This window comes from Acidobacteriaceae bacterium (genome assembly GCA_028283655.1).
Classification (GTDB): domain Bacteria; phylum Acidobacteriota; class Terriglobia; order Terriglobales; family Acidobacteriaceae; genus Granulicella.
The window spans coordinates 2,560,066-2,583,186 of sequence record JAPWKE010000003.1 but is presented as its reverse complement, the minus strand read 5'-3'; the positions used below and the strand labels follow the sequence as shown (position 1 = coordinate 2,583,186).

At 60.7% G+C, this 23,121-nt stretch carries 16 protein-coding genes, 1 tRNA gene and 1 pseudogene; 10 read left to right on the top strand and 8 right to left on the bottom strand.

Annotation, left to right across the window (positions count from 1 at the left end):
• Nucleotides 1–58: 58 nt before the first annotated feature.
• Nucleotides 59–2,062: a hypothetical protein gene (locus PW792_13960; protein MDE1163031.1), complete on the bottom strand. Its 2,004-nt coding sequence runs from the start codon at nt 2,060–2,062 to the stop codon at nt 59–61.
• Between the two features lie 196 nt (nt 2,063–2,258).
• Nucleotides 2,259–3,416 carry a LacI family DNA-binding transcriptional regulator gene (locus PW792_13955; protein MDE1163030.1) on the bottom strand — a complete coding sequence of 386 codons (1,158 nt, stop codon included), beginning with the start codon at nt 3,414–3,416 and terminating at the stop codon, nt 2,259–2,261.
• An 82-nt stretch (nt 3,417–3,498) separates the two neighbouring features.
• Here PW792_13955 and PW792_13950 point away from each other — a divergent pair, with 82 nt between their 5' ends.
• Nucleotides 3,499–4,638, top strand: a complete 1,140-nt coding sequence (locus PW792_13950) for an endo-1,4-beta-xylanase (GenBank protein MDE1163029.1) — start codon at nt 3,499–3,501, stop codon at nt 4,636–4,638.
• Here PW792_13950 and PW792_13945 read toward each other — a convergent pair.
• Nucleotides 4,635–5,675 (bottom strand): galactose mutarotase, encoded by a 1,041-nt coding sequence (locus PW792_13945; protein ID MDE1163028.1) that lies wholly within the window; start codon nt 5,673–5,675, stop codon nt 4,635–4,637. The genes PW792_13950 and PW792_13945 overlap by 4 nt on opposite strands.
• A 97-nt stretch (nt 5,676–5,772) precedes the next feature.
• Here PW792_13945 and PW792_13940 point away from each other — a divergent pair, with 97 nt between their 5' ends.
• Nucleotides 5,773–7,224 carry a GH1 family beta-glucosidase gene (locus tag PW792_13940; protein MDE1163027.1) on the top strand — a complete coding sequence of 484 codons (1,452 nt, stop codon included), beginning with the start codon at nt 5,773–5,775 and terminating at the stop codon, nt 7,222–7,224.
• 95 nt (nt 7,225–7,319) lie between these two features.
• Here PW792_13940 and PW792_13935 read toward each other — a convergent pair whose 3' ends face one another.
• Nucleotides 7,320–7,778 (bottom strand): response regulator, encoded by a 459-nt coding sequence (locus PW792_13935; GenBank protein MDE1163026.1) that lies wholly within the window; start codon nt 7,776–7,778, stop codon nt 7,320–7,322.
• Between the two features lie 616 nt (nt 7,779–8,394).
• Nucleotides 8,395–9,327, bottom strand: a complete 933-nt coding sequence (locus PW792_13930) for a PhzF family phenazine biosynthesis protein (protein ID MDE1163025.1) — start codon at nt 9,325–9,327, stop codon at nt 8,395–8,397.
• Nucleotides 9,328–9,658: 331 nt separating this feature from the next.
• On the opposite strand from PW792_13930, the gene PW792_13925 reads away from it, so the two are divergent.
• The 4 genes from PW792_13925 to PW792_13910 all read left to right on the top strand — a co-directional run bounded on the left by PW792_13925 (nt 9,659) and on the right by PW792_13910 (nt 15,049).
• Nucleotides 9,659–10,315 carry a peroxiredoxin gene (locus PW792_13925; GenBank protein MDE1163024.1) on the top strand — a complete coding sequence of 219 codons (657 nt, stop codon included), beginning with the start codon at nt 9,659–9,661 and terminating at the stop codon, nt 10,313–10,315.
• An 83-nt stretch (nt 10,316–10,398) separates the two neighbouring features.
• Nucleotides 10,399–10,474, top strand: a tRNA-Cys gene (locus tag PW792_13920).
• A 189-nt stretch (nt 10,475–10,663) separates the two neighbouring features.
• Entirely contained in the window at nt 10,664–14,044 is a 3,381-nt protein-coding gene (locus tag PW792_13915) for a TonB-dependent receptor (protein MDE1163023.1), read from the top strand.
• A gap of 120 nt (nt 14,045–14,164) precedes the next feature.
• Nucleotides 14,165–15,049 (top strand): metallophosphoesterase, encoded by an 885-nt coding sequence (locus PW792_13910; GenBank protein ID MDE1163022.1) that lies wholly within the window; start codon nt 14,165–14,167, stop codon nt 15,047–15,049.
• 21 nt (nt 15,050–15,070) lie between these two features.
• Here the strand turns inward: PW792_13910 and recG are convergent, their stop codons facing one another.
• The gene (recG, locus tag PW792_13905; GenBank protein MDE1163021.1) at nt 15,071–17,554 is read right to left on the bottom strand and encodes an ATP-dependent DNA helicase RecG; all 2,484 of its coding nucleotides are present in this window, start codon (nt 17,552–17,554) and stop codon (nt 15,071–15,073) included.
• 105 nt (nt 17,555–17,659) lie between these two features.
• Between recG and mreC the strand changes: the two genes are divergently transcribed.
• From mreC to mrdA, 3 genes are all read left to right on the top strand, one after another.
• Nucleotides 17,660–18,811 carry a rod shape-determining protein MreC gene (gene mreC, locus PW792_13900; protein MDE1163020.1) on the top strand — a complete coding sequence of 384 codons (1,152 nt, stop codon included), beginning with the start codon at nt 17,660–17,662 and terminating at the stop codon, nt 18,809–18,811.
• Nucleotides 18,811–19,350 carry a rod shape-determining protein MreD gene (gene mreD, locus PW792_13895; GenBank protein ID MDE1163019.1) on the top strand — a complete coding sequence of 180 codons (540 nt, stop codon included), beginning with the start codon at nt 18,811–18,813 and terminating at the stop codon, nt 19,348–19,350. The genes mreC and mreD overlap by 1 nt, the downstream gene beginning before the upstream one ends.
• Nucleotides 19,351–19,433: 83 nt before the next feature.
• Nucleotides 19,434–21,359, top strand: a complete 1,926-nt coding sequence (gene mrdA, locus PW792_13890) for a penicillin-binding protein 2 (protein MDE1163018.1) — start codon at nt 19,434–19,436, stop codon at nt 21,357–21,359.
• 206 nt (nt 21,360–21,565) lie between these two features.
• Here mrdA and PW792_13885 read toward each other — a convergent pair.
• Together PW792_13885 and PW792_13880 are read right to left on the bottom strand one after the other, a co-directional pair.
• Nucleotides 21,566–21,721, bottom strand: a pseudogene (locus PW792_13885) (DUF5615 family PIN-like protein).
• 14 nt (nt 21,722–21,735) lie between these two features.
• Nucleotides 21,736–21,966 (bottom strand): DUF433 domain-containing protein, encoded by a 231-nt coding sequence (locus PW792_13880; GenBank protein ID MDE1163017.1) that lies wholly within the window; start codon nt 21,964–21,966, stop codon nt 21,736–21,738.
• 280 nt (nt 21,967–22,246) lie between these two features.
• On the opposite strand from PW792_13880, the gene PW792_13875 reads away from it, so the two are divergent.
• Nucleotides 22,247–23,116 carry a hypothetical protein gene (locus tag PW792_13875; protein MDE1163016.1) on the top strand — a complete coding sequence of 290 codons (870 nt, stop codon included), beginning with the start codon at nt 22,247–22,249 and terminating at the stop codon, nt 23,114–23,116.
• Nucleotides 23,117–23,121 lie beyond the last annotated feature (5 nt).

The following is a 23,121-nucleotide window of genomic DNA, read 5'->3' as shown; positions in this document are numbered from 1 at the left end:
TGAAAAGATCGAAAAATTGCTCCGCTGCCTGCACCGGCAGCGGAGCTCATGGGAACGTTTACGGGCGCTGGCCCAGTGTGTTGTTCTTCGCTGCAAGCGAAAGCGGAGCCACAGCCGGAACCGCTGCGCCAACCAGTTCGGTCACGTAGCTGTACGACGTTCCATTGCTCGTCACCCAGACGTTGCCGGACTGGTCAATCGCAATGCCACGCGCAGTTGCCAGCCCATGCGGGCCAAAGCCGGTAGCGCTTGAGATCAACGTCCCGGAGCTGTTGAACTCGCAGACCGTCGTGATGCCGCTCGTCGCCGAGGCGTTCGTCACCCAGATGTTGTTATTGCCATCCACCGCCGGAAAGTTCGGCGCGTTCAGGCAAGCGGAACTGGGAGCCGCGGTGAAGCTCGTACCGGAAAGGTAGCCCAGGTTCACGCCGGACGTTCCCCCGACAGCATTCTTGTTCACTACCCACGCGTGGCCGTTTCCGTCCGCCGCGGTGCCGTAGTTTGAGAAGCTGGTTGCCGTGCCGGAGGTCGCTGCTCCGAGCGGGTTTGTCGTGAAGTTATACACCGCAGCGTTCGCCTGCCGCGGAGCATACACAACACTGCCGCCAGTGACGGCCAGTCCTACCGTGGCTCCGCCGAGATGCGTTGTGTCAAAGCTCGGAGACGTGGTGTTGACCGCAGTCGCGCTGATGTAGTCGAGGTGCGTGTCGTTGGTCGTGGTGTAGACCGTATTGTTGCCGTCGACCGCAACCGCATACGGTGCGTTGTTGCCAGCAGTGTAGGCGTACACCGCATCGACACCCGAGCCGGAGACCGCGCGGAACAGGTAGTACTTGCTATCTGCTGCAGCGGTGTAGCTGCCGAACCACGCCTTGCCATTGGTATCGATCGCAACCTGTCGCACCGCGCCAGCCGTGATCGTCGTTCCGCCGGAGTTCGCACCCGACGAGTAGAAGCCGATCACGCCGCCTGCCACACCCGCGCTGCCACCTGCAACGCCCGTGCCGCCATTCAGCACAACCACGCCGCCGGTTGTGTTCTGGTTCGAGAACCAGACATCGCCGTTTGCATCGACCGCTGCCGAGGAAAGGTAGTTGATGCCTGTACCTGTGTACGCAATCGCCATCGTCCAGTCTGTTGGAACAGCGGAGAGCGAAGGGCTGAATGGCTGGAACGCTGACTGCAGATTGAACAGCGTCGTCATGTTCGTCGACGACGTCGCAGAGTTCACCGAGATCGGATTCAACGAAAGATACGTCGCCGCCTGGAAGATATCGGTGGGCGCAGTTGCACCGCTCGGAGCCACCGCCGCAAACAGCGAGAGGCAGTTCGGCTGGCTGGCATCGGTCACGTTCACGCAAGCTGCCAGGATGTTTGCCATCGTGTTCAGCTTCGACTGATCGCTCGACGGCAGGTAGTAGTTCGTGCCGGAAGCCGCACTCGTGCCTGTCGCCACACCGGTCGTCGTGCTGGCAAGATTGTGAGCGGTCGCAAACGCATTGTTCAGTCCGACAAGATTCGTGGACGACGTTCCGATCGATACGGTCGATCCGCCAAAGCCACCGACGAACTGGCCCAGCGCAAACGCTGCAGCCGCTGTCGTTACTTCGTTCACGTTGATAAACGTGCTGGCGCTCAGGTTGCCGCAGTTGCCCAATGCTGCAACCAGCACGGCTGCCGTGTTGTCGACGCTGCTGCTGGCTCCGCCGGTCGGGTCACCACCGCTTGCCACCAGGTACACCATCGGGCTGCCGCTGGTGGGGCAGTCGTAGGTCCCGGTCATGTTGAACGTGCCGTCCGCGGCGGTGCGAATGTCTACGCCGGAGTGCATCAGGTTCGTCGCGCCCTGACCGTAGCCCGTGTTGCCGGCCTGCCACAGCGTGATCTGCGAGTTATAGATGGGCTGCTGGCCGCCAAGGACTGAGCCGTGCAACGCTGCGGCGTTGCTTGAGGTGGTGGCGCTTTGCAGAAGATTGCCGCTGCCCATGCCGCAACCGCTGACCAGAAGGGCCAGGGACGGGACGGCAAAAACGGCGAGTGTACGGGCGAATGGGGATGACATGCTGGGCCTCCGAAAAAGGGCGATGCTCGGCTCTATCTCAGGAAGCGGTGGAAAGCCCCCGGACGAACCTCTAGTGATTCCTCGAACTCACGCAATATATTCACCAGCACGCAGAGTTGTAAAGCTAAAAGCTTTTAGTAAAGGAAAAATAAAGATTTCGCGAAGTTTGGGGGCCAGGTTGAAGCGGGAAGTGGGCCTAGCGGGCCTTACGGGCAGGGGTCTTCATGAGCCTCGTCGGCGCCGCCGTGGACTCGCGGTGGATCAGCTCCGGAGCGAAGCACAGTTCGCGTTCCGCAGGCGCCGTGCCTTCGATCGCTGCGATCAGCGTCCGCGCAGCGGTTTCGCCCATCTGTTGCAGTGGCTGGCGCACGGTCGTCAAGCGGGGAATCGAGAACCCTGCGCCGGAGATATCGTCAAAGCCAACAATGGAAAGGTCCACCGGGCAGCGCAGCCCGCAGTCGGCCACAGCACGAATCGCGCCGATCGCCGCCTGATCGTTGAAGCACACCAGCGCCGTGAAGTCCTGCGTGTGGCGTAACAGTTCGAGCACCGGTTGATAGCCCAGGTCGGGCGACCACGAGTTATGCTCCAGCGAGATACAAAGCTTCGGGTCGACCACAAGCCCAAGCGCCTTCGCCGCGCGCATGGTCGCGTCCCAGCGTGGTTGGCTATCCAGCGAGTTCGTCTGGCCGTGCATGAAGGCAATGCGTCGATGCCCCAGATCGTAGAGGTGCCGCAGCGTCAACGTCGCGGCGACTTCGTGGTCCAGCGAAACATCGATAACGTTCGAGTGCGTGGAGTGCGAAGAGATCGCCACCGTCGGTATCGGTAGTGCTTCCGGAAGCTGCGTGTTGATCAGCAGCACGCCATCCACCTGCCGGTTCACCAGCAGCCGCGGATACTCCTCCAGCAGGTCGCGCTGCCCCAGGTGTGAAACCGTGAAGTACAGATACCCGGCCTGGATGAGGTATGTTTCAATCGCCATCATCAGCCCGGTAAAGTAGCCTTCTGAGTGCTCCGGCGCAATGATGCCGACGGTATGCGTGCGGTTCATGCGCAGCGACCGCGCCAGCGGGTTCGGGCGATAGTTGAATTTTTTGGCCGCAGCCACCACGCGCTGCCGGGTCGTCGGCGGAATCGAGTTCGCCACTGGCGAATTATTCAGCACAAGAGAGATCGTAGCCGGCGACAGGTCCAGATACTCTGCGAGAGTCTTCAGGCTGACTCGCTTGGCCACCTGCGCTGGTGCAGGAGCAGGAACGTCAGCGGGCTTCTTGTTCGACGGGCGCGGCACGATGGAGTCAAGCATATCCTGCCAAAGCCACGTGCGGCGACGGGCTTCTACTAAAAGCATTTAGTATTTCGTGGTGCGTTCCCGGCCGCCTCTTCGCGCAGGCTGGGTAACAATCTGGAAGCACAGGGAAGGTAATAGGACGATGGCGGCAATCTCACGCAGAACGATGTTGGGGCAGACGGTTTCGGTTGCAGCTGCAGCCATGGCCACAAACCTGCCGTTAGCCGCCTGGGCTAAGCGCAGAGACCCGAAGCCGTGGGTTCCTCTCGGCAAACTTGCCGCGGCCAGGGGCATCGATTTCGGTATGGCGGTCAACCCGCACAGGCTTGCCGACACTCCCAGCTACGGCGAGCTGCTGGCCCGCGAGTGCACCATCGTGACGCCTGAAAACGCGATGAAGTGGGAGGCCCTGCATCCTGCTCGCGATCGTTACGACTTCCAACAGGCCGACGCCATCGTCGACTTTGCGGCGAAGCACAACATCAAGGTGCACGGCCACACCTTCGTCTGGCATCGTGCTCTGCCGCCGTGGGTCGCACGCGAGGCGACGGACAAGGCGAGCGCGGAGACGATCCTCCGCGAGCACATCACAGCCGTTATGCAGCACTTCAAAGGCCGCGTCCTTTCGTGGGATGTCGTGAACGAAGCCATCCAGCCGAAGGACGGCCTGCCCGGCAACATGCGCAACTCCTTCTGGTATGAAAAGCTCGGCCCGGAGTACATGGACATCGCCTTCGACGCCGCGCACAAAGCCGACCCGAAGGCCGTGCTCTCCTACAACGACTACGGCCTTGAGTACGCCAACCGCGTCGATACCGCCAAGCGTCAGACCGTGCTCACCATGCTGCGTGAGTTGAAGAAACGAGGCGTGCCCATCACCGCGCTCGGGATGCAGTCGCACCTGCGCGCAACCGGCGAAAAGTTCGGCCCGGACCTCGCGGATTTCATTCACGAAGTCCACAGTATGGGCCTGGAGTGCTGGGTGACAGAGCTTGATGTGGACGACAGTCGCGTCATCGCTGCCGACGATCACTCGCGCGACATGCAGGTCGCCGACGTCTACAAGCAGTACCTCGATCTCGTGCTTGGCACTGGCTGCGTGAACACGGTCGTCACCTGGGGTGTCTGGGACCAGGTCCGCGCCGTGGGCGCTGAAGCCGGAGTCGCCACGAACATCGGCAAATCGCAGCGCCCCTTGCTCTTCGACAGCAACGGCCAGCCCAAGCAGGCCGCATGGGACGCAGCAGAGTCCTTCCGCGAAGCGCCCCGCTGCAAGCGTTAGATCACGCCGAACGTGTAGCTCGTCGTTGAGGTCAACACTTCACCGGGACGCAACGTCGTGGAAGGAAACGACGGCTGGTTAGGAGAGTCAGGAAAATGCTGTGTCTCGAGACAGAAGCCCGTGCGTTTGCCAAACGGCACACCACCCTTGCCGCGCACGGCCGGGTCGAGATGGTTGCCGGTATAAAACTGCAGCCCCGGCTCGGAGGTCTCGACGCTCAGCGTCCGCCCCGTCAACGACTCCTGCACGAACGCCGCAGGCTGCGCGGCATCGAGCACGAAGTTATGGTCGATGCCCGATCCCTGCACGATCTCCGTGTTCGGGTCTGTCACACGCGAACCCACCGCGTGAAACGAGCGGAAGTCGAACGGTGTCTCCTCCACGGGAGTCAGCTCGCCTGTCGGGATCATGCTTTTGGTTGTCGGCAGAAAGCGGCTGGCCGCAAGCCGAAACTCGTGGCCCAGAATCTCTCGCGTAAAGTCGCCGGTCAGGTTGAAGTAGGCGTGGTTGGTCAGGTTCACAACCGTCGGTGCCGTGGTTGTTGCGTGATACGCGATACGCAGCGTGCGTCCCAGCAGGCTGAACCGCACGCGTACTTGCATCGTTCCCGGAAATCCCTGATCGCCATCGGGCGAGACCAGCGTGAACTCGGCCGTGCTGCTGTTCACCTCTCGCCACTGCCACACATGCTTGTCGAAACCGACTGCGCCGCCGTGCAGCGAGTTCGGCGGATCGTTCGTCGGTATCTGGAAGCTCTTCCCATCCAGCCAGAACTGGCCATAGCGAATTCTGTTGGCAAAGCGTCCGCAGGTCGCGCCCAGGAAGAACGTATCGGCGTCATACTCCGCCAGCGTTTCATAGCCCAGCACCACATCAGCAACGTTGCCCTCGCGGTCCGGCGCAAAGACCGAAACGATGCGTGCCCCAAGGTCCGTCAGCACTACGCGAAGGTGGTCGTTCTTCAGCGTGATGCGATGTGCAGGTTGGTTGTCCAGCGCAGCCTGGCCCCACGGTTCGACGTTGAGTTCGCTCAGCATGGCTTCCAGTAAAGCATCGCCAGTTGCGGATCGGGAAGCGCAGAAAGATGACAGACACAACCGCAGGCGATAGCTTGCTCAATAGAAGGAGAAAAGGATGAAGATTTCGCGACGTACGTTAGGGCGGCTGCTGGGCGTTTCCGCAGCGGCTGCGGTGGCCTCCCCGGCCGTAGTGGCAGAGGGCCTGCTTCCCATGAGGCACGAAGGTCACGAACGCTCCTTCCCGCAGGGCTTTCTCTGGGGTTCGGCAACGGCGTCGTACCAGGTGGAAGGTGCGGTGAAAGAGGATGGCCGCGGCGTCAGCATCTGGGACACCTTCTCGCACACTCCCGGCAAGACGCACAACGGTGACACCGGCGACATCGCCGACGACTTCTACCATCGCTACCCGCAAGACATCGAGATGATGAAAGAGCTCGGCCTCAAGACCTGCCGGTTCTCCATCGCCTGGCCGCGCATCTTCCCCAACGGCACCGGCCAGCCCAATCAGAAGGGCATCGACTTCTACCGCCGCCTCTCCGACAAGCTCCGCGCGGCGGGCATTGAGCCTTACTGCACGCTCTACCACTGGGATCTCCCGCAGGTTCTGCAGGACAAAGGCGGCTGGCAAAACCGTGACACAGCCAAAGCTTTCGCCGACTACGCGGGATACACCGCCGGCAAGCTCTCCGACACCATCTCCCACTGGATGACGGTGAACGAGATGAGCACCTTCATCGGCGTCGGCTATCGCGACGGCCGCCACGCTCCGGGTCTCAAGCTTGGCCCGAAAGACCTCGCCCAGGCGCAGCACCACGCGGTGCTCGGCCACGGACTCGCCGTGCGAGCCATTCGCGCCGCTGCAAAGAATGCCATCGTCGGTCTCGCGGAAAACGTCTCCGCCAACGTTCCGGTCATCGAAACGCCCGAACACATTGAGGCGGCAAAGAAGGCCTTCCGCGAAGGTAATGCACCGTACATGACCGTCATCCAGGAGGGCCGTTACACCGAGCGATACCTCCGCAAGCTCGGCGCCAACGCTCCCACCTTTACCGCAGAAGACCTCGCCATCATCTCCTCGCCGTTGGACTTCGTCGGCGTCAACGTCTACACCGCGGGCTACGTTCGTGCGGACAACTCGGAAGATGGCTACGCCCATACCTCCTGGCCGAACGGCTTCCCCGCCATGCAGAGCCCCTGGCTCCGCGTCGTGCCGGAGTCGCTCTACTGGGTCCCGAAGTTGATGCATGAAGTCTGGAACGTGAAGACGCTCTACATCACGGAGAACGGCGCTTCCGCTGCCGACGTTATGCAGGCCGATGGTCAGGTCTACGACATCGACCGCGTCATGTACCTGCGCAACTACTGGACGCAGCTCCAACGCGCCACCGCCGAAGGCGTCCCGGTCAAGGGCTACTTCCTCTGGAGTCTCCTCGACAACTACGAGTGGGCCGACGGTTACGAGAAGCGCTTCGGCATCGTCTACGTCGACTTCAAGACGCAGACGCGCACGCCGAAACTCAGCGCCAAGCTCTATAGCGAGTTGATTCGCCGCAACGCCCTCGTCTAACGAAGGCAGAGCAAAGCAAGAGGCCCGGCGAACTTCGCCGGGCCTCTTGCTTTGTTGCTTGTTCTTCGCAGCTTTGCTCTCTGCTGCTGCCAGCGTTAGCTGGCCTGAGCGAGCGGAAGCGGCTCCATCGCCATCGCTGCCGCAGCCATCGGCGTCACGCTGGCGGGCTGCTTCTTCGGGCCGCGCTTGCGCGCCACGAGGATACGGATACGGTCTAACAGCTCTGCCGGTGTGCTTGCGCCCTTGGGCAGGAAAGCGTCAGCCGCAGTCGCGCGGTCAAAGCTCGTCACCGTGCCGGAGATCAGCAGCGCCGGAAGCATCGGGTGCATCTCCTTGGCGCGGCGAATCAGTTCGTTGCCGTCCATCTGCGGCAGGATCAGGTCGGAGAGCAGCAGGTCGAGCGAACCCTGCGGAGCGTCCTTCAGGTACTCCAGCGCCTCAGCCGCCGTCGTGACGGGAATCACGCGGTATCCACGGGTTTCGAGCAGGAACTTCCGTACTCCGAGCAGCTGTTCGTTGTCTTCCACGCAAAGAATTGATTTCCGAGGGCGCATTGCTGGTCCTTCTGTCTTTCTCACCGAATCGCGGTGCTGCTAAAGGGTCTTGCCGTTCGGGGCAGGAAGGCGTGGAGAGCGCGCTAGCCCATTTCAGGGCGCACTCCGGCCACGCCGCTGACCCACGTATTTCGAGCCTGCGGGGCCGCTTCCGGTGGGCTTCTGTGCATGGCTGTGGAACCGGTGGAAAAGAGCGTAAAAATCTTTTCCAACCTGCAACCAGCGTTGCAAAGAAGGTGACCAGCGGACGCCTATAAGAAGCCGTATCCGGCTCATTAGAAGGCGTTGCGGTGTGAAAGGACTGTTACAACCGAGAATCCGAGGAAACCGTCGAGAGGGAAGACTGCGTCCCCCTACGCGGTTTGGTCGAGTACCTGCTGTACAGGCCCTAACACGCTAAATTGTGTGAAAACTAAAGGAAAAACCGAAAATTTTGCTCACAGCCGTTTCCATCTCCGTGCTGCGATTTGCTAACGGTACAGGTGTGAACCCCGTGTGACAATGGCGAAATTTAGGCGAACAAAGTGCGGTTTCCCGCAGGCGGTTCCACCGGCCTTTGAAGACCCCCCGTGCCTATTGGCGTTTGAGGTTCCTGGCACTGTGGGAAACTCCGGTTTCAGGGCAGGAAATAGCGTCCCATTGCCACAGGAATGGTGCGACCCGAGATGTCGATTTCGTGAACACGATTTCCGTCTTGCGAAGCTCGGGCATAAAGACGTGAGGGCCGACGGATCTCCACTCCCTGATCCAGCACGCACTCTGCGCCTGCGGGAACCAGTCGATTGGCGACCAGCCACGCAATCGCGGGCCCGGCGGCAGAACCCGTGGCCGGGTCTTCGCCTCCATTGAACTGCATCCGGCAGCGGAAGTTCAAAGGAGCGTCCGTTGGTGCCATCACATAGAACCACCGCATCCCGCGCTCCCGCAGCCACGCCTCTGCTTCCCGCTGGGGAATGCTCAGTCGCTCCAGCGTTGCCAGGTCGCGCAGCAGAACGATGCAAAACGTATTCCCTGTCGAAACGCTTTGCGGCGCAAACCGCGTATCCAGCTTCGCAGCGTGCAACCCGATCACCTCGGCCACCTCTTCGTGCCCGAACGTTGCGCCAAAGGCAGGATCATTCTGCCGCATACTGGCAAACGCCCCCGCGCCCGGCCGTTCCAGAAAACACACGGGGATCGGACCCACGTTCAGATCGAGCGTGATCTCGTTTCGTCCGCGCAACTCTGGGTGGTGTTGGTGCAGCCACGTTGCCGTGCCGAGCGTCGGATGCCCGGCGAAGGGGAGCTCTTCTTCTGTCGTAAAGATTCGAACGCGCACGCTACCCCGCGCGCCGTCTTCCTCTGACGGCAGCACGAACGTGGTCTCGGAGAGCCTCGTCTCACGCGCGAGCGCCTGCATCTCGTCATCGCTCAAGCCGCGGGCATCATGGAAGACGGCAAGGGGATTGCCCTCCAGCGCGTGCTCGGCGAAGACGTCGAAGACGGTGTACTCGTAGGCTCGTGAACTCTCGGAAGTGTTTGCAGACGTGGAAGATGGCTCGTGGATCATGGTCTGATAAGTATCTCGCGTCAGCCTGCAAATTTGACAGCGAAGAAGACGCATCGTAGGGTAGGTGTTACCGCAGTGAGGCGCAACCGTCCTCATGCCAGTGAACTTTGTTTGCAGGCGGCGGTTCTAAATATTCATGAAGCAGACCGTTACCAACTCGCCCCTCATGTGCTGCCGCTGCTGTTGCTGCGGCCCCGTGCGGGTGTGAGTCGAAGCGAATCGCAGAACGCGTAAAGCGTACATCAGCGAACGAAACGACCCACCCAAGGCCAGCGCCGGGTGGGTTTTCTGCTTGGTGCGACCGAACTGAACTGTTTGAAGGAGAAAGATAATGTCACTTCGCATCAACGACATCGCACCCAACTTCCAGGCTGAAACCACGCAGGGCCCGATCGACTTCCACAACTGGATTGGCGACGGCTGGGCTGTTCTGTTCTCGCACCCCAAGGACTTCACCCCGGTGTGCACCACGGAACTTGGCGCGATGGCTGCCCTCGAAGACCAGTTCGCTGCCCGCGGCGCGAAGGTCATCGGCCTCTCGGTTGACCCCGTCGAGTCGCACAGCAAGTGGGAGAAGGATATCGAGGAAGTCAGCGGCCACGCCGTGAAGTACCCGATCATCGGCGACCCCGAACTAAAGGTAGCGAAGCTCTACAACATGCTCGCTGCGGAAGAAGGCGATAGCTGCGAAGGACGCACCCCGGCTGACAACGCTCCCGTCCGCACGGTCTTCGTCATCGGACCGGACAAGAAGATCAAGCTGAACCTGACCTACCCGATGACCACCGGCCGCAACTTTGCCGAGATCCTCCGCGTTCTGGACTCCATCCAGCTCACCGCGAAGCACAAGGTTGCCACCCCGGCCAACTGGCAGCAGGGCGACGACGTCATCATCACGGGCGCTGTCTCCAACGAAGAAGCCGACAAGATCTTCCCCGGCTTCAAGACGGTAAAGCCTTACCTGCGTATGACGCAGCAGCCTAAGTAACGCTTTGGTTCCGGGGGCAGGGTTTCGCACAGGTGGTACCGCTTGGTCGCTGAGCAGAAACCTTGTACCCTAGAACCTAACGAGCACCGGTGGCGAAGTGGCTAACGCGCTGGTCTGCAAAACCAGTATTCGTGGGTTCGATCCCCACCCGGTGCTCCAAAGACTTTTGATTCCTCCTGAACGCCTCCGACCTTTGTGGGAGGCGTTCTTCATTTCTCTCGTCTTTTCCGCGATATCAGGAGCGCGTTCACGAACTGTTCACCTTACTTCAACACTCTGTTCTTATAGTTGAAACGTTTCATTCATCGAGCCAGGCGACCCTATCTCCAGTCCTTCAAAGGAGTTGTCATGCTCGAATTTTGCCGAAACCCGCGTCGCAATATCGCTACGCTGGCTTTCCTGATTACTGCTGGTCTTGGCTCTGCTGTCGCACAATTTGACGCCGCTTCGGTACTTGGAACGACGCGCGATTCTTCTGGTGCTGCAGTGCCGCACAGCCGCGTAGTCCTCATAAACGTCACTACTGGCGTCACGCGCGAGGTCACCACGGACAGCGCTGGCCACTTCACCTTTGTCAGCGTGCCCATCGGGCAGTACCGCCTGGCAAGTGATGCGAAGGGCTTCCGGCACACGGAAACCCCGGTATTCCCGCTGAGCGTCAGCGCTCACCAGCTGTATGACCTCTCCATGGCCGTCGGCGCAGCCGATACCACGGTCGAAGTTCAGGGTGCCCCCACTCTGCTTGAGACGGAGAGCAGTTCGCGCAGCCAGGTCGTTGCGACCCAGCAGGTGGAGAACCTTCCGCTCAACGGCCGCTCCTACGCCGATCTGGCGTTGCTGGCCCCCGGCGTTCGCAAGTCGACGCTGGAAAACGGCACGACCTCCAGCCGCGAAGGCAGCTTCAACATCAACGGCCAGCGTTCGGCGTTCAACAACTTCCTACTCGACGGCCTGGACAACAATAACTACGGCACGTCCAACCAGGGCTTTGCGAACGAAAACATCGCTCCCTCGCCGGACGCCGTCAGCGAGTTCCGCGTCGAGACCGACAACTACTCTGCGGAGTTCGGTCGCAACCCCGGTGCTGTCATCAACGTGTCACTCCGCAGCGGTACCAACAAGTTCCACGGCCGCGTCTGGGACTACAACCGCAACACTGCCTTCAACGCAGCCGGGCCGTTCCTGCCAACTGGTGGCAATCCTAAGTTCATACGCAACCAGTTTGGTGCGACCTTCGGCGGCCCCCTCTGGAAGGACCACACCTTCTTCTTTGCAGACTATGAAGGTGTTCGCCAGATCTTCAACAACACGCAGACGGCATCGGTACTGCCTACCGCAAACCAGCGCGCCGGCATGTTCTATCTGAACGACGACTCGTCCGATCCCAACAACGCGATCCCGCTCAAGAACCCGATCACAGGCCAGACCTATCTGGGACAGATTCCTCTCACGGACATCACGTCCTTTGCCCAGGCTGTCATGGGCGCACTTCCCACCAACACTTCGGCTGGTCTGGCGAACAACTACTCGTACACCCCGCGTGGCGTCATCAATGACGACAAGGGCGATGTACGCATCGACCACACCTTCAACCAGAAGCTTACGGTCTTCGGTCGTTACAGCCAGCACGCTGGCTACATCTTCGATCCTCCGGGCATCCCGGGCCGCGCTGGTGGAAACTCCAACGGCAACACGGTGATCCGCAACAAGAATGTGGCTGCGGGCGTAACCTGGGCCTTTCGTCCCAACCAGATCTTCGACGTCCGCTTTGGCTGGTCCTCGAACGTCGGTCAGAAGACGCCCATCGGTTATGGTGACACGTCGATCCTGACGGAGCAGGGCATCACCGATGGCCTTCCGGCAGCCGCCACTCGCGATCTCAACACGCAGGCCATCACTGGCTTTACTCAGCTTGGTGCGCAGAACTCCAACCCACAGTTCCAGAACCCGACGGTCTACAACCCGAAGGTGAACTACACCTGGATCAAGGGTCGCAATACCTTGAAGGCTGGCTTTGAGTTCCAGGCTGTGCACACGCAGCTGAACGATTTCAACCCGAGCTATGGCTCTGACACCTACGGTGGTCAGTTTGCGAGCAACGGCAACCCCGTGAACACTGCTGTGGGCAGCAACCCTTCTTTGACCACGCAGCTTCAGCAGGCGCAGAATCTTGCCGACTTCTACTTCGGCAACCGCAGCGCCTATGCCATCACGAACTACGCCGTGGTGAACCTCCGCCAACGCTACAACTTCATGTATCTGCAGGACGACGTGAAGCTGCTGCCCAACCTGACGGTAAACGCTGGTCTTCGTTATGAGATCGTGACCCCGCAGTGGGAAGCAGACAACAAGCTGGCGAACTTTGATCCCACCAGCGTCTCGCTTGTGCAGGCATCGAATGGCAGCATCGCCCGCCGTGCGCAGGTCAACACTAACTACCTGAACATCGCTCCACGTTTCGGTTTCAGTTATCAGGCGCGCCCAAACACCACGGTCCGCGGCGGTTACGGCATCGTCTATACGGAGTGGAACCGCGCTGGTGGCGAAAACAACCTGACTTACAACGGTCCGAACGTCGTCAACGCCAGCATCACGCAGACACCGACGCAGGGGCTTTGCACCACCGATACGCAGTTGCAGTCCAACTGCTTCCGTCAAACGCAGCAGGGTTACTCGAACGTGCTGACATCGGCTGCAAACTTCAACCCACTCATCGCCACCTCGCGCTACATCCCGAAGAGCTCTCCTAAGGGTTACGTGCAGGAGTACTTCTTCGGCGTGCAGCAGCAGGCTGGCAAGTGGCTCTTCGACCTCAACTATGTGGGCAACAAAGGAACGCATCTGCAGACCCTGGCCGACTATAACCAGGCAACCAACTGCACGGCAGGAACGAGCTGCGCGTCGTATGCAAACCGTCGCCCGATCACGACCTTCGGTCAGATTGAAATCGCTTACAACATCGGTGTTTCGAACTACAACGCCATGCAGTTCCGCGTGGAGCGTCGCACGAACAAGGGTCTCTACTTCCTGAACTCCTTCACCTGGAGCCGCGCGTTCGATATCGCGGGCGGTCACCTGGAAACAGGCGTCGGCGACACCTCGCGTGTCGACTACACCAACCCAAACGCCAGCTATGGCCCGTCTTCGTACGATCAGCCGCTAAACGACACCTTCTCGGTTGTCTATGACCTTCCCTTCGGTCACGGACGCCCGTGGGGTGATGGCGCCGGCCGTCTGATGCAGACCGCGCTGGGTGGCTGGCAGGTTACGCTCATCAACTCCATGACCAGCGGTCAGACCGAGAACATCATCTACTCGCTCTCCTCGTCTTCCGGTCTCTACACCTCCAGCTTCATCAACTACCGCGTGAACCGTGTTGCCGGGCAGCAGCTCTTCGCTTCCAAGTCCAACCGGGTGAAGTCCAACACGCAGGTTACGGGCGTCTTCAACAACGCAGCCTTTGCCACACCGACAACCTACGGCATGGGCAACATGAGCCGCAACGCTCTGCGTTCGGACGCTTACTACAACGCCGACCTCGGCCTGCACAAGCAGTTCCCGCTCTGGAACGAAAGCTCGAAGTTCGACTTCCGTGCCGAGGCCTTCAACGTGCTGAACAAGGTCAACTACTCTGCCCCCGCAACGACGTTCGGAAGCTCGACGTTCGGCGCCATCACCAGCGCATTCCCTGCACGTCAGCTCCAGCTGGCTGCGAAGATCATCTTCTAACCAGCAACGGAGAGAACAGTGCAGATTACCCGCAGAACCTTTGCACAGCTGGGCGCCGCTTCCCTGGGAGCGGCGCTCTCTCCCTTTTCTGCCGAGGCGCAACAGAGCACGCACGCCAGCATGAAAGATGGGAAATCCGCAGACACTGAAAGCCGCTTTCACTTCGCTGTACTTTCAGACACCCACATCATCGACAAGTTCTACAAGCCCGGCTCAGAGAACGGCGTCGAAGACAACGAGAGCATTCTGAAGGCGAACGATCGCCTCGTCATCGCTCGCGATACGCTCAACAAGATCCGCTTCTCCGACGGCAGCCGCATCGAGCAGTACTACCTGCCCGGCGACGTCTTCCATAACTATCCTTCCGCGGACTACGACTTCTACTTCCAGAACGAAACCCGCTTGGACATCGCGAAGAAGCTGCTCTCCGGCTTCGAAGCTCCCGTGCGTCTCGGCTGGGGTAACCACGATTACGACGTGCCGCGTGTCTCGCGCGAGATGTCGCACAAGCTGTTTGAAGCCAAGTTTCAAACAGCGCCCTACTGGTCGCAGGACTACCGCGGCTTCCGCTTTCTCATGCTCAACAACTTCCTCGGCGCAACGTGGGACAAGAACTCTCCAAACTTCCACAAGGACGTCGGCTCGCTTGGCGAAGAGCAGTTGCAGTGGCTCGAAGCGCAGCTTGCCGAACGCAAGCCGACGGTCGTCTTCATCCACTATCCGCTTTGTGCCGTTGCTCCGGTTGAGGTCAAGGACTTCGGCCTGCATCCACTGCTGCGCCGCTACCAGAACTCCATCCAGATGGTCATCGCCGGCCACTGGCACAAGTGGATCGACTTCGCCCACACCTACGGCCCGCAGCACACGATCATCGCGTCCACCCGCTACAACGAGCGCGCGTACATGGTCTTCCAGGCCGACCCGCGTGAAGGCACCATTCGCTGGCTCGACGAGCCGCGCGTCGACTGGTCCACGCACTACGCTGAGCCCTATCCGCTCGGCTGACTCATGGTGCTGGTGGTGGCGTTACGCCTCCACCAGCCCATAACGCCTTTGCCACTGCTGCTTCAAACGCGTCCACACCGCCTCGCGTTCTTCCTTGCTCATCGCCGCATCAGGATGCTCCACAAAGCGTGCCGCCTCGCTCTTGGCGAACTCCAGCAACTCGCGATCGCGTACCAGGTCCCCCACGCGAAACTCCGGCAGCCCTGCCTGCCGAGTCCCGAAGAACTCGCCCGGACCACGCTGCGCAAGATCGAACTCCGCCAGCTCAAATCCGTTCTGCGTACGCACCATCGCGTCGAGCCGCTGCTCCGCTTCCGGCGTAATCTTCTCTCCGGTCATCAGCACGCAGAAGCTCTTCGCCGCTCCACGGCCAACGCGGCCGCGTAGCTGATGAAGCTGCGCCAGGCCAAAGCGTTCGGCATGTTCAATCACCATCACCGTAGCGTTCGGCACATCCACGCCCACTTCAATCACCGTGGTCGAAACCAGTACATCCAGCTCGCCGCGTTTGAAGCGCGCCATCGTCACCTCTTTGTCGTCGGCGGACATGCGGCCATGCAGCAGCCCCAGCTTCATCCCCTGCAGCGGCCCTGCACTGAGCTCGTCATAGGCTTCTGTCGCAGAACGCAGCTTGGTCTTGTTCGGCGCACGCTTGGCCGCCTTGCTCGGGACACTCTTCAGGCTCGCTTGCTTCTTGGAGGCACGTGGCTTCTTTGCGGGTTTTGATGCTTCTTCCGCATCCTGCTGTGCCAACGAGTCGGCTGCAAAATCCAACTCTGCCTGATCGTCGCGCTCGCCCTCGATCACGGGATAGACGATGTACGCCTGTCGTCCCTGCTCCACCTGCTTGCGCACAAACTCCCACGCTTCACCTGCGCGTTTGCCGCTTAGCCTTCGCGTCGTAATCGGTGTGCGTCCGGGCGGCAGCTCATCCAGCACGCTGACTTCAAGATCGCCGTACATGGTCAGCGCCAGCGTTCGGGGAATCGGCGTAGCGGTCATCACCAGCACATCCGGCTCGCTGGCTTTGCCATCGGCTCCCGGCTTTCGCATCAGGTTGAAGCGCTGCTGTACGCCGAAGCGATGCTGCTCATCCACGATCACGAGGCCGAGGTTGGCGAAGTCGACCTTCTCTTCCACCAGCGCGTGCGTGCCAATCGCGAGGTCGGTCTCTCCGCGAAAGATACGGCCGCGCGCGTCTTTCTTGCCCCGAAGATCAAGCGAGCCGGTCAGCAGCGTGACGTTGTAGGGCTTGCCCGTGCTCGGCGAACGAGCCTCTGCAAGCAGCTTGCGCGCTGCAAGGTAATGTTGCGTTGCAAGAATCTCTGTCGGCGCCATCATCGCCACCTGATAGCCGTTTTCAATCGCGACCAGCGCCGCTTCCAGCGCGACGATCGTCTTGCCCGAGCCCACATCTCCCTGCAGCAATCGCCGCATCGGCGTGGGCGAACGCATGTCGCTGGCAATCTCGCCAAGCACGCGCTTCTGCGCTCCGGTCGGCTTGAACGGGAGCACCTGCTTCAGCGCCTCGCGAACTTTTTCATCGGTCACAAACGCTGTGCCTTCGCGCGAACGCATCCGCCGCCGCTTCAACTCCAGCCCAAGCTCCAGATACCAGAACTCCTCGAAGATCAACCGGCGATGCGCAGGTGTTCGCGCTCCCTGCAACTCGGCGAGGTCCGTCCCCGCAGGAGGGAAGTGCAGCGCGCGCAATGCCTCCATGCGCGAGGGAAACTTCAGCCGCGCAAGCAACGCGCGAGGCAACGTCTCTTCGGCTTGCAGGTTCGACTCGGCAAGGTCTTTGAAGACTCCCCACACCACTCGTCGCAGCCAGCGTGACGTCAGCTTCGCTCCCCACGGCGTCTTGCCGCCCAGCGACTCATACACCGGCACGATGCGGCCCATCTCCAGCATCGTGAACTCGGCATCGTCCCCGGCAACGTGCGCCTCCGGCAGGATCTCGAACGTCGGCTGCACCATCTTGTACTTGATCGCCCCCGGTGGAGCGTTTGGTACGTTGCCTGAGCGTGACGGTTCAAGCTTTCCGTAGAGCGCCACCTGCTGGCCGATGTGGAAGCGCTCGCGCAGATACTGCCCGTGAAACCACAGGCACTTTACGCTCTCCACGGCCACGGGCGGGGCCTGCATCAGGCCATGCATCGCCGCGTCGCTGTCGCCCCTCGGCGGCGCAAGTCCTATCGTCAACTCGAAGATCGGTGCCGAACGCGTGTTCACCATGCTCGTCGCCCGCACCTCGCCAATCAGCGACGCCATATCGCCTGCGCGGTAGCTGGAGAGTGGTTTGGGGTGCAGTCGGTCTTCGTAGCGGAAGGGAAGGTGGTACAGCAGGTCTTCGACCGTGTGGACGCCGCGCTCGGCCAGACCCGTAGCCACACGTTCGCCCACTCGCTTCAGAAACTTGACCGGCGTGGAGAACTCGAGAGCCACGGATTGAGTGTAGTGGGAGCGGTTGAGGAAGCCCGCAACGAATGCGCCGGACAGCATGAAACGACGCTCTTGTTGTTACTCTCAACTCCCTTTGTTCCTGTCTCGGCATAGGTCTTCGCCGGATGGAATAATGGAGTCGTACGCCTGCGCGTACCTCTTTGCATGGACTCTTTTTTCACTCGATTCCGTAATCCGCTGACGTTGATGGCGCTCGTCCTGGTGCAGGTCGTCGCGCTCGCCACGCAGGTGCAGCGCCCTGCGCCCAACGGCATCGGTCTGGAAGACGGGCATAAGGTCACCTTGATGCGGCGCTGGGTTCTCGCCGTCGTTAGCCCGTTTGAGCGGGCCACGCACGGCGCAAGCTCCGGGGTTCGCCATCTGTGGTCGAACTATATTGATCTGCGCCACACCCGCGAGCAGAACCAGGGGCTGAAGACCGAAATCGCCCGCCTGCGCACCGAAGAAGCCGAGTTCGCGGAAGACGCGCACGAAGGCCGCCGCCTCGCCGCGTTGCTGCAGTTCAAGCAAAGCTACATCTCTTCCACCGTCGTGGCTGAAGTCATCGGGACCAGCGGCTCCGACCGCGCCCGCGTGCTCACGCTGGACAAAGGCTCAGCCGAAGGCCTGAAGCCGGATATGGCCGTGATGACGCCCGACGGCGTTGTTGGCAAACTCCGCGACGTCTCCACGCATACCTCGCAGCTTTTGCTGCTCAGCGACCCCACCGCCGGGGCTGGCGTTCTACTCGCCTCCACGCGCATTCGCGGCATTCTGCGCGGCGCCGCAAACGGCCAGGTGCAGATCGACAACCTGACCTCAGACTCCCGCATCAAGCCCGGCGAGCATGTGCTCACCTCTGGTGGCGATGGCGTCTTCCCGCGCGGCCTGCCCGTCGGCGTCATCGAGTCGCTCGCTCCCGACCCGCAGCACCAGCCGTACCTGGCGATCGTGGTGAAGCCCTTCGCGAACCTGCAGCGGCTGGAAGAAGTCCTCGTGATTACGGGAACCCAGCAGGGCTTGCCCGCAAAGGCTGCCGCCGATGCCGATGCCGCTGAGGCCACCGCCGACTCCAACAAACGCGCTGCCGACATGGTGGCCGAACGCCTGCCGGGGCTCAACGACGACAAGCAGAACGCCACAGGCGCGGGGACTGATCCAAAGAACACCGCGCTGCCGACGCCGGTTCTGCCCAAGCCGCAGCCTGTCGTCCATCCCGACCGCTACTCGCCGGACTCTTCGCCGCCTGCAGATCAGTTGCAGCCCGGTGCGCCTGCTCCCAAAAGCGACTCCGACTCGAAGCCAGGAGACCAGTAATGGCCGAACATAGTTACACCTCCCGGCGCGAACTCGATCAGTATTACTTCCATCCGGTCGTCACGGTGGTTGCCCCGCTGGTTCTGGTACTGCTGCAAACTGTTCTGCCGAAAGTGTTTCCGCGCATCGCGATCTTTGACCTGCCCTTGATTGCGGTCATCTTCTTCGCCGTCGCGCGGCGCTCGCCGATTGCGGGCGCGGTGACGGGTACGCTGGTCGGGCTCTTTCAGGACGGGCTGACCAACCACCCCTTCGGCGTCTACGGAATTGCGAAAGCCTTCGTCGGCTATATGGCTGCAAGCATTGGCTTTGCGGTGGACATGGAGAACATGGTCAACCGTGCCGTGCTCACCTTTGTCGCCAGCCTCTTCCAGTCCGTGATTGAACTCATCATCGAGCATGGCCTGCTGGGGGACTCGACGATGCACTTTTTGCCGCTGCATGGCTGGCCGCTGCATGAGTTGATTCGTGCGGTCGTCAACACGCTTGTGGCGATACCGTTGTTCTTCCTGTTGGATCGTTTCAAGCAGCGTGAGTAGAGGCGTTGACCTCTTGCCTGCGCCTGCGTCGATAGAATAAGAAAAGGCCCCGTCAGAACCCGGGTTTCGTGTTCCCGCCGACTATGGAAATCGAAAGCTTTCGCCGCGAAGATAAGCTCTCTGCCGAGAAGCTTGCTGCTACGCCGTACATTGTGGCGCTGGTGCTTCTTGTCCTGGGCATCGGACTTTGGCGGCTTTCTGTCATGGGAGCGGACAATTATCGTGTTCTGGCCGAGCAGAATCGCATCCGCAAGGTTCCGGTTCTGGCTCCGCGCGGCAAGATTTTCGACCGCGAAGGCCGCATCATCGTCGACAACTATCCGTCGGTGAGCTGCTATCTGTTGCGCGAGCAGGTGAAGAACCTGGACGCCGATCTGCCTCGTATTGCCGAGGGCCTTCATATGCCCTTAGAGCAGATTCAGGTGATTTTGAAACGTTATTCGTACACACCCAAATATCAGCCTCTTCCGCTGAAGCAGGACATCACGCCGGACGAGCAGGCGTTCATCGAAGCCCATCGGAACGAGCTGCCCGAACTGCAGACTCTCGACGAGCAGCGTCGGCTGTACCCCCGCGACGGCTTCATGGCGCACGTCATCGGCTACGTTGGCGAGGTGAGCGAGAACGACCTCAATCAGTCGCGCTATGCGTTCTATTCGCCGGGCGATGTTGTGGGCAAGAGCGGTATTGAGGAGAGTTACGACGAGGTTCTGCGCGGTCAGGATGGATCTCGCGATGTGATCGTGAACTCACACGGCAAGGAAGTCGGGTTGATGGGACAGGAGATGGCTAAGCCGGGCCGCGATATCTACCTGACCATTGACCTTGATCTGCAGAAGGCCGCAGAGCGGGCGCTTGAGGGCAAGTCCGGTGCAATTGTGGCGATGGACCCGCATACGGGCGAGATTCTCGCGATGGCCTCGCGGCCGACGTTCGATCCGAACGAGTTTGCGGTGCGGTTGTCGAAGGCTTACTGGCAGTCGATTTTGACCAATCCCGATCATCCGATGATGAACAAGGCGATTCAGGCGCAGCTTGCTCCGGGGTCAACGTTCAAGGTCATCATGACACTGGCCGGGTTGCAGGAGAACGTGGCGCAGGACCTGAAGGTGGAGTGCAACGGGGGAGCGACGTTCTACGGCCACTTCTTCGGCTGCGACCGGCACCATGGCTACGTCGATATTCACAACGCGCTGCCGTACTCGTGCGACACGTATTACTACACGCTGGCGAACAAGCTGGGCATCGACACGATGGCGCGCTATGCGAACTCGGTGGGTGTGGGTGTGAAAACGGGTGTGGACCTTCCTGAAGAAGCGGCAGGCACGATGCCGAGCCAGCAGTGGAAGATGCGGGTGATGCACGACAAGTGGTACGCGGGCGAGACGATCTCGGTGGGCATCGGGCAGGGAGCGATTCAGGCGACGCCGCTGCAGATGGCGCGCGCGTTGTCGGGAATTGCCTCGGGCGGCGTTCTGCGCAGGCCGCATCTGGTGATGGATAGCGAGCTTTCGCCGCAGGAGCTGGCTGCGGTGAAGCAGAGCTTCCCGGGCTCGGGCGATAAGACGATTCCTTTGACGGCGGCCAACTGGCAGATCATCACGGACGATATGGCCGGGGTGACGGGGCCGATTGGAACGGCGGCGGAAGCGCATCTGGACGGCGTGGATTTCGTCGGCAAGACGGGCACGGCTGACGTCGTGAGCGGCCGCAAGAAGGGCGATCACAACCGCAATACGATTCCCAACGCGTGGTTTGTTGGTATGACGCCTCGCCGTAACCCGGATATTGTCGTGGCGGTGTTGTGGGAGCACGGCTACTGGGGCAATAACTCGGCGAAGCTGGCGGCGCAGGTGATTACGGCGTTTGTGAATAAGCAGCGCGCGCGGGCGGGGAACCTGGTGAAGGTGGCAACGGTGAAGCCGGAGGTGGGTATCGGTGGAACGGCCGAAGCTACGCCTGCCGAGCCGGATGTGGAGCATGCGGCGGCGAAGAAAGATGACGAGTAGGAACGGCTCAGGGTTAGCGCATAGGTAACGGCGTCACGCGATTTCGAGTGGGAATCGATACTTACAAGCGCGCCGCTGGCCAGCATTTTCCTGGTTTGATCGAGAGCCTCAATCACTCGATACGCGATCTGCCGAGGCAGATTCATCCCCGTGCGCAGTTGAACTACGCTTGGGCCAGATCTGCGATTACGGGCGAGCAAGATGCCGAAGTCAAGGTCCTCAGTGAGTACAACGAAGCCGTTTTCACTGGCGTAAAGCATGATGTTTTCATCGGGATCGTCGGCTCGGCCGATTTCTGACCAGTGTAGGGCTTCATAGCCTGCCTTTTGCAGTGTTTCGCACCACAAGCGGCTCAGGTTCATATCAATCAGAAGCTTCATGCGACGGTAGGGATGAGCTCACTGGATTGTGTGCTCAACGCTGCGTAACGCAAGGCCTGGAGTATGTCTTCCCTCTCGAGATAGGGGTAGGCTGCAAGCACTTCCTCGATCGAAACACCGCTGCCCATAAGACCAATGACCATGCCGACCGTGACGCGCATTCCGCGGATACAGGCCTTGCCCTGCATGACTTCCGGATTGTGGGTGATGCGGCTCAGATCGTCCATGTCATCTCTCCACGCAATTGTATGCGGGAGGAGTGGGTCGCGAGGAAAATTCTATTTTGGTTGAAGACGGAGCCGTCTTTTGTCGGTGGCGATGGATCCTCCTACTTCAGCGGCTGAAGCCACGGGTTTTTTGAAGGTCGTATGTGTCGGGGCTGAAGCCCCGACCTACCGTTTGTCGTCTGGTCGCAGATCCACTTCCTGTTAAAAGCCTGCATCGAACGCTGCGTAGAGCGCATGTTTTTGTGGTGACTCGGGTTGATGCGTTTGAGCGAGGTAAGCGATGAAGTTGTTTGGGGTTCTTCTTGCGGGATTGGCGGTAGCGGTTTCTGGTGTGGCGCAGCAGCAGGCTTTTGGGCACAGAGCGGATGGAGCGCAGGTTCCTTTGATGGTCTATGGGCAGGCGATGCAGGGTGCGAGTTGTTCGCCGCTCGTCGTTCTTTCGCATGGTGCAGGGGGAAGTGAGCGCGGGTATGAGTATCTGGCTGCGGGGTTGGCAGGGAAGGGCTGGTTTGTGATCGTGATGGGGCATCGCGAAAGTGGGCGGGAGGCGATGGTCAAGGACATTCGCCAGGCAAGGAGCCTTCGGGATGGGGTGCAGGAGCTGGTCTCGACGCCCTCTGCGTATGAGGCCCGGATTGGCGATACGGGGGCGGCGCTGGAGTGGGCCGGAGCGCAGTGCAAGGCGAAGCAGGCGCCGTTTCGGGCCCTGGTGGGGCATTCGATGGGAGCGGAGACGGTGCTGCTCGAAGCTGGAGCAAAGAACTCCCTGGGTTTGCGAGGGGCTGGCATGGACCGCTTTGACGCCTATGTGGCGATGAGTCCGCAGGGGGCGGGAAATGTTTTCCCGAAAGGTGCGTGGAATGGGCTGCATAAACCTGTGTTTGATCTGACGGGAACGAAGGACGAGGCACCACAGGGCGGGCCAACGTGGCGGCAGGAGCCTTATGCCGGGTTGCCGGGAGCGGGTAGCTGCGACTGGCTTGGGGTGATCGATGGGGCGACGCACATGAGCTTTGCGGGGCGTGGACCGGATACGGATCGCATCAACGGAGAGATCGTGACTGCGGTTTCAAGCTTTCTGGAGGGGGCGCGTCGGCACAAGTGTGTTTTGCCGCCAGCGATCCCAGGTTTCCTGCTTCGGAGCAAATAAACTAG